This window comes from Gordonia sp. BP-119 (assembly GCF_016924115.1).
In the GTDB taxonomy this organism is placed as follows: domain Bacteria; phylum Actinomycetota; class Actinomycetes; order Mycobacteriales; family Mycobacteriaceae; genus Gordonia; species Gordonia hongkongensis.
Window position 1 is genome coordinate 160,004 of record NZ_JAFFZF010000005.1, and the last position, 12,680, is coordinate 172,683.

Genomic DNA, 12,680 nt, shown 5'->3' on the forward strand with positions numbered 1-12,680 from the left:
TGCCGATTTCGGCATTCTGTAGCACCATGGCAGTTTATGACCCCCGCATCGACAAGTGCGCCAGCCAAGAAGGCGGCGCGTAAGTCCGCAGCCGCGAAAGCGGCGTCGTCCACCTCGTCGGGACGGACGGCCTCCGCCAAGTCCGGTTCGACCAAGGGTTCCGGTTCCGGCAGCCGGTCGGCGAAGGGCGCGGGCGACGCGACCACCGGGGAGAACTTCACCGGCAATTTCGGCGGGTACGCAAAAGGCCCGTACGGCAAGGCATATGACGAGATGTTCGATGCCGCCGGTGAGGTGCGGACACCGTACCGCGGTATCTACAAGGCCATGGCTGACGAGGATCAGTCCGACCTCGTGGAGGCCCGTGTGGAGGCCCTCGGGCGTGCCTATCTCGACCAGGGTGTGACGTTCTCGCTGTCCGGCAAGGAACGCCCCTTCCCGTTGGATGTTGTACCACGGGTGATCTCGGCCGCGGAGTGGAACAAGCTCGAGGCGGGTATCACCCAGCGCGTACAGGCGCTGGAACTCTTCCTCGACGACATCTACGGCGAGCAGGAGATCCTGCGCGACGGGGTGTTGCCCAAGCGACTCGTCCACTCCTGTGAGCACTTCCATCGACAGGCGGCAAACATTCGGCCGCCCAACGGTGTTCGCATCCACGTCGCGGGTATCGATCTGATCCGCGACGAGAACGGCGACTTCCGGGTCCTCGAGGACAATCTGCGGTCGCCGTCGGGCGTCTCCTATGTGCTCGAGAACCGGCGCGCGATGGCCCGCGTCTTCCCGGACCTGTTCTCCAAACACAAGGTGCGTGCGGTCGCCGACTATCCGAGCCACCTCCTGCGCGCGCTGCGCGCGTCGGCGGCGTTCAACGAGGCCGACCCGAACATCGTCGTGCTGACCCCGGGCGTGGCCAACTCGGCCTACTTCGAGCACTCGCTCCTCGCACGCCTGATGGGCGTCGAGCTGGTCGAGGGTCGTGACCTGTTCTGCCGCGACAATGTCGTGTACATGCGCACGACCGAGGGGGAGCAGCGGGTCGACGTCATCTATCGCCGCATCGACGACGACTTCCTGGATCCCATGCAGTTCCGGCCGGATTCGATGCTCGGCGTGGCGGGGCTGCTGAACGCCGCACGCGCGGGCAACGTGGTGATCTCCAGTGCGGTCGGCAACGGCGTCGGCGACGACAAGCTGATCTACACTTACGTGCCGGAGATCATCCAGTACTACCTCGGCGAGAAGCCGAGTCTCCAGAACGTCGACACCCTGCGCTGCTGGCTCCCCGACGAGTGCGAGGAGGTGCTCGACCGCATCGACGAACTCGTCGTGAAACCCGTTGAGGGATCGGGTGGTTACGGCATCGTCTTCGGCCCCGACGCGACCGGCGCCGAGTTGGACGCACTGGCACGCAAGGTCCGCAACGATCCGCGCGGGTGGATCGCACAGCCGGTCGTGCAGCTGTCGACGGTACCGACGAAGATCGGTGACGACATCCGACCACGCCACGTCGACCTGCGTCCGTTCGCGGTCAACGACGGTGAGTCCGTGTGGGTCCTGCCCGGTGGCCTGACCCGGGTGGCGCTGCCGGAGGGATCGCTCGTCGTCAACTCGAGCCAGGGCGGCGGTTCCAAGGACACCTGGGTGCTGGCCTCGCGCGCCTCCGAGGGGGACCGGGAGTTGTCGGGCGCGAAGGTCGTGACGACGAGCGGTGTCGCCGCCGCCCGGCCGGCGGAGAGCGCCCCCGACCCGGTGCACACGCAGACTCAACAGCAACAGCAGGGTTCGATGATGCAGCAGATGGGCTCCATGATGCAGCAGTTGGGTGGGACGCAGCAGATGGATGGCATGACGCCGCAACCGAGTCCGACGGCCACGTCCGGCGACATGACACAGCAGCAGGGCGGTGACGTCCGATGATGCTGGCGCGGAACGCCGAATCGCTCTACTGGATCGGCAGATACGTCGAGCGCGCCGACGACATGGCGCGCATCCTCGATGTCGCGATCCACCAGATCCTCGAGGACACCACGGTCGACGTCGACCGGCAGGCACGCCTGATCATCCAGGTGCTCGGGCTCACCACGCCGGAGGACGACGACGAGCTCGATGTCTGGTCGCTGACCGAACGCGTCGCCTACGACGCCGACGCGGTGGGGTCGATCGTCGACCTGATCCGGGCGGCGCGGGAAAACGCCCGGGGCGCACGCGAAGTCACGTCCAGCGAGTTGTGGGAATGCCTCAACACCACCTACAACGGACTCGACGGCGCCGAACGGCGCTCGCGTCGCCTCGGTCCCCACGAGTTCCTGTCGTACGTGAAGAACCGGGCGGCGATGTTCGCGGGCCTCGCGGACGCCACCCTCAGCCACGACGACGGCTACCGGTACCTGCTGCTGGGCCGGTCGGTGGAGCGGGTCGACATGACCATCCGGATGTTGCTGTCCCGCGCCGGAGATCGGACGACGTCGCCGGCCTGGGTGAACGTCCTCGTGTCCGCCGGCGGGCACGACACCTTCCTGCGGACCTACCGCGGTGTGCTGGACGCGGAGAACATCGTCGAGTTCATGCTTCTCGACCGGTTGTTCCCGCGGTCCATCTTCCACGCCCTCAGCGTCGCCGAGCGCAATCTGGGCCAGCTCGAGAGTGGGCCGAGCCGGGTCGGGGCCCAGGCCGAGGCGCAGTTGTTGCTGGGCCGCGCGCGCAGCTCGCTCGAGTTCCTCGAGCCCGGGAAGTTGCTCGACGATCTGCAGGACCGGCTCGTCGACCTGCAGGACACCTGCCGCGCGGTCAACGAGGCGGTCACGAAGCAGTATTTCCATGTGTCGCCCTATGTCTCGTGGGCCGACGCCCGCGTCAGCGACGGGCATGTCATCGAGGAGAGTGAGCTGTGAGCTGGCGTCTGCGTGTTGTCCATTCCACGGGCTTCGCCTACCACAGTCCGGTCACCTCGTCGTACAACGAGGCCCGGCTCACCCCGCGCAGCGACGCCCGCCAGAACGTGATCGTCAACCGGGTCGAGACCGTCCCGGCGACGAGGTCCTACCGGTACACCGACTATTGGGGTACCGCGGTCACCGCCTTCGATCTGCACGCGCCGCACAACGAACTCGAGGTCTCGGGGCTGTCGGTCGTCGAAACCGAGGCCGGACAACGCCCCGACGAGGAGGATCAGGTCTCGTGGGACGACGTGAACAGCGATCACGTCATCGACCGATATGACGAGATGCTGTCTTACACACCGTATGTCGCCCGCAACCGGTCACTGTTGTCGACCGCGAAGAAGGTGACCAAGGGGCTCACCCCCGAGGAGGCGGTGGAGGCGGTGTGTCGCTTCATCCACACCGAGATGGAGTACGTCCCCGGCACGACGGGCGTGCACACCACCGCGGTCGACGCGTGGACCGACCGCAAGGGCGTGTGTCAGGACTACGCGCACCTCACCCTGCTGATGCTCCGCGGGCTGGGCATCCCCGCCCGGTACGTGTCGGGGTATCTCCATCCCGAACCCGACGCCGAGATCGACAAGACGGTGCAGGGTCAGAGTCACGCCTGGATCGAGGCGTGGACGGGCGGCTGGTGGGGCTACGACCCGACCAACGACACCCCGATCACCGAGCAGCATGTGTCGGTGGGCGTTGGTCGTGACTACGCCGATGTGTCGCCGCTGAAGGGTATCTACACCGGCGGCGGCGCGACCGACCTCGACGTCATCGTCGAGATCACCCGGCTCGCCTAGGGTTTCGTCCTCCGGGTCACCGCCAGCCGTAGTGCCCGCGGAGTTCCTGCGCGACGGCGTCGAACGTCGTGCGGTCGAGGATCGCGCCTTCCCGGCGGATGCCGTCGTCGTCGACGACGAGTACACGGTCGAGGCGCACGAAGCTCGGCCGGCCCTGGGAATCCCATCCGCCCGACCCGACGGGGAGCCAGTTGCCGTCGTCCCGGTGGTCCTTGCTCGACAGCATGAGCCCGAGCACGGTGTCGGATCGGTCGGCGCGGGCGTCCCGGCCCACGACCAGGACCGGCCGGTCCTTTCCCTGGTTCGGGTCGTCCTCGTAGGCGACCCAGGTCCACACGATCTCGCCGGGGTCGGCGTCGCCGTCGAGGTCGGGGGAATAGCTGATGGTGCGGGCGAGATCGGTTGTCGGCCGAAGTGCGGGCCGGGCGTCGCGACTGGTCATCGTCAGGAGTCCTCTCCGGAGATGTGGGGTAGCAGGAAGTCCTCGACCGCGTCCGCGGTGAGGGCTGCGGTGGGTTTTCTCTTCGGGTTGAGGTCGTGTCCGACCTTCTCGAGTTCGACGATGTGTGTCGGCGCATCGATGAGGCCGATCGCGCGGGTCATCTCGTCGGTGGTGCCGAACGGGTCGGTGCTCCCGTGGACCACGAGGGTCGGGACGGTGATCGACGGCAGGTGTTCGGTGCGCAGCCGGTCGGGCTTGCCCGGCGGATGCAGCGGATACGACGTCAGCAGCAGGCCGTCGGCCAGAGCTGTTCCGTCCTCGGCGACGGCCATCGAGGACTGTCGCCCGCCATAGGAGTGCCCACCGACGATCAGCGGCCCGTCGGACTCGGCGCGCAACGTTGCGCATGCGGCACGGATGCCGTCCCGGTCGGCGGCGGCGGCGGACGGGCTGGGCGGGCCCTTGGGTCGGCGCCGTCGATACGGCAGGTCGATCCGGGCGACGACGAACCCGCGGTCGCACAGTTCCTCGGCCAGGGCGCGCAGGATCACGGCGTCGCGGTTGCCGCCTGCGCCGTGGGCGAGGACGAGCGTGGCACGTGCCGGGATCCCCGGCCGGTGTACCTCGGCGGCGACGTCGTCGGACTCGATGGTGGTGACGGTGGACGCGGACACGGCTGCCACCGTAGCGCCTTCGGAGGTGCTCGCGGACTTCTCCGATCCCTGAGGAGGCCCGGAGCCTGCGGAGGGCCGTCTCGAAGGGTGCGACGTGGCCGGACGCGCCACGCGGGGTGCTCATGAGAAACTGGAGGACAACCCGTATCCGTACCCGTTCTCTACCGAAGTTCTCGTTCGAGGAGTAGTTCCATTCCCACCTTCGCCGACACCACCTTCACCGATCCGGCACGTATCCGGAACTTCTGCATCATCGCCCACATCGACCACGGCAAGTCGACGCTGGCAGACCGGATGCTGCAGCTCACCGGCGTCGTCGAAGAGCGGCAGATGCGGGCGCAGTACCTCGATCGAATGGACATCGAGCGCGAGCGCGGCATCACCATCAAGGCGCAGAACGTCCGTCTGCCCTGGACGGTGAAGTCGGCGGAGGGCGACGAGGACTACGTCCTGCACCTCATCGACACCCCCGGGCACGTCGACTTCACCTACGAGGTGTCCCGCGCTCTGGAGGCGTGCGAGGGAGCTGTCCTGCTCGTCGACGCCGCGCAGGGCATCGAGGCCCAGACCCTCGCCAACCTGTATCTGGCGATGGAGAACGACCTCACCATCATCCCGGTGCTCAACAAGATCGACCTGCCCGCGGCCGACCCCGAGCGCTACGCGGCCGAACTCGCGCACATCGTGGGTTGCGAGCCGGAAGACGTGCTGCGTGTGTCGGGCAAGACCGGCGTCGGGGTCACCGAGCTGCTCGACGAGGTCATCCGGAAGGTGCCGGCTCCGGTGGGCGATTCCGACGCCCCGGCGCGGGCGATGATCTTCGACTCGGTGTACGACACCTATCGCGGCGTGGTCACCTACGTCCGTGTCGTCGACGGCAAGATCGTGCCGCGGGAGAAGATCCTGATGATGTCGACCGGCACCACGCATGAACTGCTGGAGGTGGGCATCGTGTCCCCGGAACCGAAGCCGACCACGGGGCTGGGTGTCGGCGAGGTCGGTTACCTGATCACGGGTGTGAAGGACGTTCGCCAGTCGAAGGTCGGTGACACCGTCACCACCGCCCGCCGGGGTGCCGAGCAGGCGCTGACGGGGTACCGCGAGCCGCGACCGATGGTCTATTCGGGGCTGTACCCGCTCGACGGGTCCGACTACCCGGTGTTGCGCGAGGCGCTCGAGAAGTTGCAGCTCAACGACGCCGCACTGACCTTCGAGCCGGAGACCTCGGTCGCGCTTGGGTTCGGCTTCCGCTGCGGCTTCCTCGGTCTGCTGCACATGGAGATCACCCGCGAGCGTCTCGAGCGCGAATTCAACCTCGACCTGATCTCGACGGCCCCAAACGTCGTCTACCGGGTGGTCATGGAAGACGGTTCGGAGCATGTGGTGACCAACCCGTCGGACTGGCCGGAAGGCAAGACCCGGCACATCTACGAACCCATCGTCAAGACCACCGTGATCGCGCCGAGCGAGTTCATCGGCGCGATCATGGAGCTGTGTCAGTCGCGTCGAGGTGAGCTCGGCGGGATGGACTACCTGTCGGAGACGCGCGTGGAACTGCGGTACACGCTGCCCATGGCCGAGATCATCTTCGACTTCTTCGACGCCTTGAAGTCGCGGACGCGTGGCTATGCCAGCCTCGACTACGAGGAGGCGGGCGAGCAGGAAGCCGATCTGGTGAAGGTCGACATCCTGCTCCAGGGCGAGGCCGTCGACGCGTTCAGTGCGATCGTCCACAAGGACGCCGCCTATGCCTACGGCAACCGGATGGCGATCAAGCTCAAGGAGCTCATCCCGCGCCAGCAGTTCGAGGTTCCGGTGCAGGCCGCCGTCGGCTCGAAGATCATTGCGCGCGAGAACATCCGAGCCATCCGCAAGGATGTGCTCGCGAAGTGCTACGGCGGCGACATCAGCCGTAAGCGCAAACTGCTCGAGAAGCAGAAAGAGGGCAAGAAGCGGATGAAGACCATCGGCCGCGTCGAGGTCCCGCAGGAGGCCTTCGTGGCCGCGCTCTCCACCGACGCGGTGGGTGACAAGCCGAAGGGGAAGTGATGGGCGACGGGCAGACCGGGAGCGGGAGACGATGACCGCAGCACAGGGCGCCAATCCGGTACTGGCGCAAAGCGGCCTGCCCTACGACCTCCCCGACTTCGCGTCGATCTCCGACGACGACTTCCTGCCGGCGTTCACCGAGGCCATGGCGTCGCATGTGGCCGAGGTGCAGGCGATCGCGGCCGATCCCGCGGCGCCCACCTTCACCAACACGATCGAAGCCCTGGAGTTGTCGGGGCGCGACCTGGCCTGCGCGTCGGGGATCTTCTTCAACCTCGTCGGACCCGACACGAACCCCAGACGCAACGCGATCTCCCAGGAGCTGTCGACGCTCCTGACCGATCACTCGAACACGATCGCAATGAATCCGGTTCTCTTCGAACGGATCTCCGACCTCCACTCGCGCGCCGACGAACTCGATCTCACCGAAGCCCAGCGCCGGCTGCTCGACAAGCGGTACCGGGAATCGGTCCGCGCCGGAGCCGGACTCGACCCCGACGCACAGGGTGAGATGCGGGAGATCGCTTCCCGCCTGGCCTATCTCACGACGACGTTCTCCCAGAAGATCCTCGACGACACCAACGACTCGGCGGTGCTCGTCGACGATGCCGCCGAACTGGACGGTCTGTCGGCCGGACAGATCGCCGCCGCCAGCCGTGCCGCCGGCGAGGCCGGGCACGACAGCGGATACCTCCTCACGCTCGAACTGCCGACGAGTCAGTCGGTGCTCACCGAAGTGACGAATGCCGATGTGCGCCGGCGGGTGTTCGACGCGTCGGTGGGGCGGTGCGCCCGAGGCAACGAACACGACACCCGGGAACTGGTCCTCGAGATCGTCCGCCTGCGGGCACGCCGAGCAGAGATGCTCGGCTACCGGGACCACGCCGAATACGTGATCGCCGAGCAGACGGCGCCGGACCCGGGGGCCGTCGACGACATGCTGCGCGAGCTCAACTCCTCGGCCATGCGTGCCGGTGGCCGCGAACTCACCCGGCTCACCGAGTTCGCGGGTGACGCGCCGATCGGCCCCGCCGATCTCACCTTCTGGCTCGATCGGGAGAAGCGGTCGCACTCGGCGGTGCCGCTCGACGACTTCGCGAACTATTGCGAACTGGACGCGGTGCTGACCAGGGGTGTCTTCTTCGCCGCGAACAAGCTGTACGGCCTCAGCTTTCGGGAGATCACCGATCTCCCGCTGTACCACCCGGATGTGCGCGCCTGGGAGGTACGCGACGACGCGGGCGTCGGTATCGGGCTCTTCCTCGGCGACTTCTTCGCCCGACCGTCGAAACGCGGCGGGGCGTGGATGAACAACATCGTCGACCAGTCGTCGGTCCTGCACACCCAGCCGATCATCGTGAACGTGCTGAACCTGACCAAACCCGATGCCGGACAACCGTGTCTGCTCACGATGGATCAGCTCACCACGCTCTTCCACGAGTTCGGGCACGCCCTGCACGGGTTGCTGTCGTCGGTCGACTACCCGTCGCAATCCGGGACGTCGGTACCGCGGGACTTCGTCGAGTTCCCGTCGCAGGTGAACGAGATGTGGGCGCTGCACCCGGACGTGCTGGCGAACTATGCCCGGCATCACGAGACCGGAGAGCCGATCCCGGCCGAGCTCGCCGATGCGGCGCGGGAGTCGGCGGGAGCCGAGTCCGCGCACGGCACCATCGAATACCTCGCCGCATCCTCGCTGGACCTGGCCTGGCACCGGTTGTCGGTGGCGGAGGCCGAGGCGGTGGCCGATGTCGAGGCCTTCGAGGCGCGGGCGCTCACCGACGCGGGCCTGCACACCGAACTGATCCCGCCGCGCTACCGGAGCTCGTACTTCAACCACATCTTCGGTGGCGGCTACTCCGCCGGCTACTACAGCTACATCTGGTCGGAGGTACTCGACGCCGAGACCGAGCAGTGGTTCCTTGCCGAGGGCGGGCTGCGTCGCGAGAACGGCCGCCGGTTCGCCGACGCCACTCTCTCCCGCGGCGACAGCGTGGATCCGCTTGTCGCACATGAGGGCCTGATCGGTCGCCGGCCGCGTATCGAACCGCTGCTGCGGCGCCGGGGGCTCGCGGCCTGATCGGGTCCCGGTCATGACGACGACGCGCACCCCGCGCCGGGACCTGTCGGCGTTCGCGGTGCTGAGCATCGTGACCGCGATCGTCGTGATCGGTCTCAAACTAATCGCCTGGCGGGTCACCGGCTCGGTCGGTCTGCTCTCCGACGCGCTGGAGTCCACCGTCAACCTCGTTGCGGCGATCGGTGCGTTCGTCGCGCTGCGGGTGGCGGCGAAGCCACCGGACCGGAGCCACAACTTCGGGCACACCAAGGCGGAATACCTCTCGGCGGTGTTCGAGGGGGTGATGATCGTCGTCGCGGCGGTCGTCATCGTCGCGACGGCCGTCGACCGCCTGCTCCACCCGGAGGAACTGGACGAAGTCGGCATGGGACTGGCGATCTCGGTGGGCGCGACGGTGGTCAACGCGGTCGTCGGCTGGGTGCTCATCCGCGCCGGTCGACGTCATCGGTCGCTGACCCTCGAAGCCGACGGCCGGCATCTCATGACCGACGTGTGGACGACGGCCGGCGTGGTGGTCGGTGTGTTCCTGGTCGCCGTGACCGGCTGGCTGCCGCTCGACCCGCTGATCGCCATCGCGGTGGCTGCCAACATCCTCGTCGTGGGCGGACGGTTGGTCTGGCGATCCGGTGCGGGACTGATGGACTCGGCGCTGCCCGACGACCTGCGCGCCGCGATCGACGCCGTCCTCGCGCGTCACCGCGCCGACCGGATCGACTTCCACGACGTCCGCACGCGGGAGGCCGGCCACGAACGGTTCGTCCAGTTGCACATGCTCGTCCCCGGTGACTGGTCGGTGCAGCGCGCGCACGATCTGGCCGAGACGATCGAGGACGAACTCCGCGCCGCGGTCGACGATCTCACCGTGACCCTGCATGTCGAACCGATCAACGACCCACGCGCCTACGAGGACTGGCGGTTGGACTGAGCGCGTTTCGGCTCGTCGCGCTCAGTGATTCGCCGGCTGGAAGGTGGCCTGGTGGGCGGCTTCCTCGGCGCGGATCACATGCATCACCGCGTTGATGAGGGCGAGGTGGGTGAACGCCTGCGGGAAGTTGCCGAGGTGCTGTCCGGTCTTGGCGTCGATCTCCTCGGCGTACAGCTTGAGCGGGCTCGAGTAGGACAGCAGTCGTTCACACAGCGTCTTCGCCCGTGGCAGTTCGCCGATCTCGACGAGGGCCGACACCAGCCAGAACGAGCAGATGGTGAACGTACCCTCTTCGCCGCTGAGGCCGTCGTCGGTCTCCTCGACCCGGTAGCGGAGCACCAGTTCGTTCTCGGTGAGTTCGTCGGCGATCGCGAGAACCGTTGCGCGCACCCGGGGGTCGTCCGGCGGCAGGAATCGCAGCAGCGGGACGAGTAGTAACGAGGCATCGAGCGCGTCGTCGCCGTAACGCTGGGTGAACACCCCGCGCTCGTTGACCCCGTGCGCCAGGACGTCGGCCTTGATCTCCTCCGCGATCGCGGCCCACTCGCGCGCGTGGGCCTGCTCGCCGTGCATCGTCGCGAGGCGTGACCCGCGGTCGAGGGCGACCCAGCACATGACCTTCGAGGACGTGAAATGCTGCGGCTCCCCGCGCACCTCCCAGATGCCGCGGTCGGGATCCTTCCAGTGCTTGATCGCTTCTTCGACCTGGGCCTTCAGCACGGGCCACAACGTCTCCGGCACCGCTTCGTGCGACTTGATGTTGAGGTACACCGAGTCGAGCATCGTGCCCCAGATGTCGTGCTGTGCCTGGTTGTACGCGCCGTTGCCGATACGGACCGGCCGGGCGCCGTCGTAGCCCGAGAGATGGGTCAGCTCTTCCTCTTCCAGGGTGCGTTCGCCGCCGACGCCGTACATCACCTGCAGCGGATGACGTTCCCCGTTGGTGATGCCCGAGACATCGGCGATGAAGGAGAAGAAGTCGTCGGCCTCGCGGTCGAGACCGAGCGTGTACAGACCCCACAGGGCGAAGGTCGAGTCCCGCACCCACGCATAGCGGTAGTCCCAGTTGCGCTCGCCCTGAGGCGTTTCCGGCAGCGACGTGGTCGCGGCGGCGAGCAGCGCGCCGGTCGGGGAGTAGGTGAGTCCCTTCAGCGTGAGGGCCGAACGCTGCAGATGTGAGCGCCACGGATGATCGGGGAAGCTGCCGATGTTGATCCACTGCCGCCACGACTCGCTTGTCGCCCACATCTTCTGGGCGGCTTCCTCGAAGTTCTGCGGCGCCGGCTGCCGGGACCAGCTGAGTGCGACGAAGCGGTTGTCGCCTTCGACGAGCCGGGTACGTGCCCGCGCTTCGCGACCCTCCAGACCCAGCCGGAGGTCCGTGGTGAGTTTCAAGGTGGGCGTGTCGGCATCGGTGTCCTTGGCGGTCGCGATCGCCTCGCCGTAGGCCGGGCCCGAGTACTCCCACTTCGTCGTCCCGCGGTGGTAGTCGAAGGCGGGTTCGCAACTCATGTGCAGTTCGACGGTGCCGGACACGCAGCGCACGGTGCGCAGCAGGATGTGCTCGGCGTCCCAGTCGGTGGGCGTCCGGCGGTGCGTCTTCGAACGACGTTCGTTGTCGTGCCACGGACCCATGACCAGTGCGTCACGGACGATGATCCAACCGGTGTCGGTCTGCCAGGTGGTCTCGACCATCAGGCTGCCGGGCAGGTAGCGCCGATCCACCGGGACGTTCACGCCGTAGGGCGCCAGTCGGAAGTGGCCGGCACTACGGTCGAGGATGGCGCCGAAGACGCTCGGTGAATCGGGCCGGGGTATGCACATCCACTCGACGGAGCCGTTGCGCGCGATGAGACAGTTGGTCTCGGTGTCGGACAGGAACGCGTAGTCGCCGATCGGCGGGAAGGCGCTCGTGTGCGACGGAGCCGGAGGAGCCGCCGGGGAGACGTCGGCCGCGGTCCCGGATGCCCGCGGCGGCACGGTCGGCAGGGACGTTACGGTGGAGTCATCTGCGACAGACATGAGTTCCATCATCGCGACGGGTTCTCGCCGACGCCACTCGGCTCCCGTGAGGGAGACAGTGGCGGTGATCACGGACTCGGAGCGACGCAGACGCCGCGGACGGATATACGGCTGCCCGCGGGAACGGATGCACAGATGACGGGGTGATGAGGTGTCGGCGTTCTTCGACTGGTGGGACAGCGTGGAGGAGTGGCTCACGGGCCTGTCCTTCGTGCCCCAGTTGCTGGTGACCGTCGCCGTCGTGATCCCGGTGGCGATCCTCATCGCCTACGTGCTCAGTTTGCTGGTCGACGCCGCTGCCACGCTGGTCGACCGACGCCGCTTCGCTGACGACGACGGGACCGGATTGTGAAGAAGATACTGCGCTCGCCGGTCACCTTCGCGCTGCTGGCGCTGCTGGTCCTGGTCATCATCGCCTGGCTTGTCACGGGCTGAGCGTCATCCGCTTCGCGGCTTGTTTCTCATGCTCCCTGAGGTGCGAGCGAAGCGAGCCACGAAGGGGGTGGTGACGTGCCTCGCCCGCCCTTCGTGGCAGTGAGAATGGGTGTGGGTGGTTGACCGGGTTTGGGTCTGACTTACTTCGTGGCTGACGGTGCTGTCATGGGCGAGATGTGTCGGCCCGGAACTCCGGTCGATCACCTGCACCAAGTGACCTGTGAGGACCGGGGCGGGTGTGACCTGATTAGGACCCTGTCTGGCTGGTAGGCCGTGACTCTTCACTGTCCTGTCCACCCGCCCCGGTGAGGTCA

At 67.2% G+C, this 12,680-nt stretch carries 10 protein-coding genes; 7 read left to right on the forward strand and 3 right to left on the reverse strand.

Annotated features, from left to right (window positions below):
• The first annotated feature begins 36 nt into the window (after positions 1–36).
• Genes JW364_RS05400 through JW364_RS05410 form a run of 3 tightly spaced genes read left to right on the forward strand, consistent with a single transcriptional unit; the run spans position 37 to position 3,739 of the window.
• Positions 37–1,920: a circularly permuted type 2 ATP-grasp protein gene (locus tag JW364_RS05400; RefSeq protein ID WP_205333492.1), complete on the forward strand. Its 1,884-nt coding sequence runs from the start codon at positions 37–39 to the stop codon at positions 1,918–1,920.
• On the forward strand, positions 1,917–2,894 hold the full coding sequence (locus tag JW364_RS05405; RefSeq protein ID WP_205333493.1) for an alpha-E domain-containing protein: 978 nt from the start codon (positions 1,917–1,919) through the stop codon (positions 2,892–2,894). The genes JW364_RS05400 and JW364_RS05405 overlap by 4 nt, the downstream gene beginning before the upstream one ends.
• Positions 2,891–3,739: a transglutaminase family protein gene (locus JW364_RS05410; RefSeq protein WP_058252095.1), complete on the forward strand. Its 849-nt coding sequence runs from the start codon at positions 2,891–2,893 to the stop codon at positions 3,737–3,739. The genes JW364_RS05405 and JW364_RS05410 overlap by 4 nt, the downstream gene beginning before the upstream one ends.
• A 16-nt stretch (positions 3,740–3,755) precedes the next feature.
• Here JW364_RS05410 and JW364_RS05415 read toward each other — a convergent pair whose 3' ends face one another.
• On the reverse strand, positions 3,756–4,181 hold the full coding sequence (locus JW364_RS05415; RefSeq protein ID WP_205333494.1) for a type II toxin-antitoxin system PemK/MazF family toxin: 426 nt from the start codon (positions 4,179–4,181) through the stop codon (positions 3,756–3,758).
• Positions 4,182–4,183: 2 nt separating this feature from the next.
• Positions 4,184–4,864 (reverse strand): alpha/beta fold hydrolase, encoded by a 681-nt coding sequence (locus tag JW364_RS05420; RefSeq protein ID WP_205333495.1) that lies wholly within the window; start codon positions 4,862–4,864, stop codon positions 4,184–4,186.
• Positions 4,865–5,047: 183 nt separating this feature from the next.
• Between JW364_RS05420 and lepA the strand changes: the two genes are divergently transcribed.
• From lepA to JW364_RS05435, 3 genes are read left to right on the forward strand one after another with little or no spacing between them, the layout of a single operon-like run.
• Positions 5,048–6,904: a translation elongation factor 4 gene (gene lepA / locus JW364_RS05425; protein WP_078112904.1), complete on the forward strand. Its 1,857-nt coding sequence runs from the start codon at positions 5,048–5,050 to the stop codon at positions 6,902–6,904.
• Between the two features lie 31 nt (positions 6,905–6,935).
• A complete protein-coding gene (locus JW364_RS05430; RefSeq protein ID WP_205333496.1) occupies positions 6,936–8,984 on the forward strand; it encodes a M3 family metallopeptidase in 2,049 nt (682 codons plus the stop codon).
• A gap of 13 nt (positions 8,985–8,997) precedes the next feature.
• The gene (locus tag JW364_RS05435; RefSeq protein WP_055475488.1) at positions 8,998–9,909 is read left to right on the forward strand and encodes a cation diffusion facilitator family transporter; all 912 of its coding nucleotides are present in this window, start codon (positions 8,998–9,000) and stop codon (positions 9,907–9,909) included.
• A 21-nt stretch (positions 9,910–9,930) separates the two neighbouring features.
• Here JW364_RS05435 and JW364_RS05440 read toward each other — a convergent pair whose 3' ends face one another.
• Entirely contained in the window at positions 9,931–11,931 is a 2,001-nt protein-coding gene (locus tag JW364_RS05440) for a glycoside hydrolase family 15 protein (RefSeq protein WP_055475526.1), read from the reverse strand.
• Between the two features lie 151 nt (positions 11,932–12,082).
• Between JW364_RS05440 and JW364_RS05445 the strand changes: the two genes are divergently transcribed.
• A complete protein-coding gene (locus JW364_RS05445) occupies positions 12,083–12,283 on the forward strand; it encodes a hypothetical protein (RefSeq protein ID WP_055475487.1) in 201 nt (66 codons plus the stop codon).
• Positions 12,284–12,680 lie beyond the last annotated feature (397 nt).